This is a genomic window from Dysgonomonas sp. GY75, assembly GCF_015234155.1.
GTDB lineage: Bacteria > Bacteroidota > Bacteroidia > Bacteroidales > Dysgonomonadaceae > Dysgonomonas > Dysgonomonas gadei.
In genome coordinates this window covers 1-1,611 of sequence record NZ_JADCLQ010000028.1, presented here as the reverse complement: position 1 = coordinate 1,611, position 1,611 = coordinate 1, and the positions used below count along the sequence as shown (strand labels likewise).

At 39.5% G+C, this 1,611-nt stretch carries 2 protein-coding genes; both read right to left on the bottom strand.

The genetic code is table 11. From position 1 onward, the window contains the following. On the bottom strand, positions 1–852 hold an 852-nt coding region (locus IR083_RS11075; RefSeq protein ID WP_194224380.1), incomplete at its 3' end, for a DEAD/DEAH box helicase. Between the two features lie 5 nt (positions 853–857). Beyond that, the coding region (locus IR083_RS11070) for a DUF4494 family protein (protein WP_194224379.1) at positions 858–1,611 on the bottom strand (754 nt) is incomplete at its 5' end.

Here is a 1,611-nt window from a genome sequence, read left to right as displayed (position 1 = left end):
GTGCATGCCTGAATAGATGGCCGCCGAATTCGGATACTCCTGTGCGAATTGAATCGCTTCGTCAATAGATGGAACAAATGCCAGGATATGCTTTCGATCACTATTTATATCAAGTTCTTGTTTGATCTGATTATGTATATCGTTGTCTGCAAAGGCTCGTTGCATACTATCTTCGGTGAACTCTGATTTGGAAGAGTTGTAAACGAGTTGTGAGCTGTCGAATCCGGATGTTTTATATTCTAATTTACTCCAAAACCCTAGCTCGATCATTTCCTGTACTTGGCTCACATGAACGATGTTTTTGAAGAAATTACCTTTCTTGGACCTACTTGTAAGCATCACCAGCTTAGAGAAGCGTTCTCCATCAAGGCCTGTATTTGCTTGTAATTTAATAGGCGTTGCAGTTATACCGAGTACGTGCGATATTTCACTATCTTCAAGAAAAGTACCGAGCATTGAATCTGCTTCACGTGGGTAAAGGTGAGCTTCATCAATCAACATCTTTTTAAATCCAAGCTGTTTAAATGTCTTACCGATTTTCTTTATACTTCCGATCGTTGCATAAGTGATCTTGTTGATATCCTTTCGACCGAAAGAAGCGGAATAAACACCGGCCTGTGCCCCAAAGTCGCCACAGAGAGAAACATATTTCTTATAGTTTTGCTCCAAAAGTTCTTTAGAGGGCTGTATCACGAGAAGCTTATCTTCGATCTCATTTGCAACAAAAGCCGTAAGGATTGATTTTCCCCAAGCAGTGGGTAATACGATCAGCGAAGGAGCCGGGCGTTTCTCCTTGAAAAACGCCGTTGCCTTGCTTATTGGTTCTACCTGATTTTTACGAAGTGTAATCATATCGTTTAATCTTCTACGGTTATTTTAGTGAGGTCCTCGTCCGAATAGTAGACTAAGTTTTCGTCCGGCATAAAGACATCTACAATATTGAGTTCTTCGAGTTTCTTGAATGTGTTGTAGATACTATCGAACTCGTTTTGAGTCATAATCGCTTTGATAGCCGCCATTGCCTTGTCGAATGATGTAGCTTGCACCAAAACGTTTCTTGATCCGGCGCTGCTCCCTTCTCCTTCGTCCTCTCCATCATCGAATAGAGAATAGATTTGAGCTTTGTACCAACATATACGTTTCTTATTCAGCTCTAATTGCTCTTTCTCAGAATCGTATATTTTGATAACCTTTTGATAATCCTGCTCATTGATTTTAATAAGCTTGAATGTTGCTTCAAGATTTACTTCCAGAAATTCAGATATAAATACTTCGGCTGCTGCAGGACTATCGGCTGTCACGATATAGCTTTTCTTATTCCCTTTTCCTGTCAGAATCTTCACATCTGTACCCCACAGATTAAGATTCTTGTCTTGTTGACCAAGCAAAGGAATATTTGAAACTTTGACATTTTTAATACCGTTCTCGATAAGCAACGATTTGGTGATATCATTTATCAATGTACCTTTTCCGCAAAGCGATTCTTTTCGTTCAACAGATGTTGGTGTACCTGTATCTTCATCAATAAAATCTTCGTTCCAATAACGGTACTCTGACTGCATTAAATACCAGCCGTTGGCTTCTTCTACGGGTAATGTTTTCTTTTGTAAT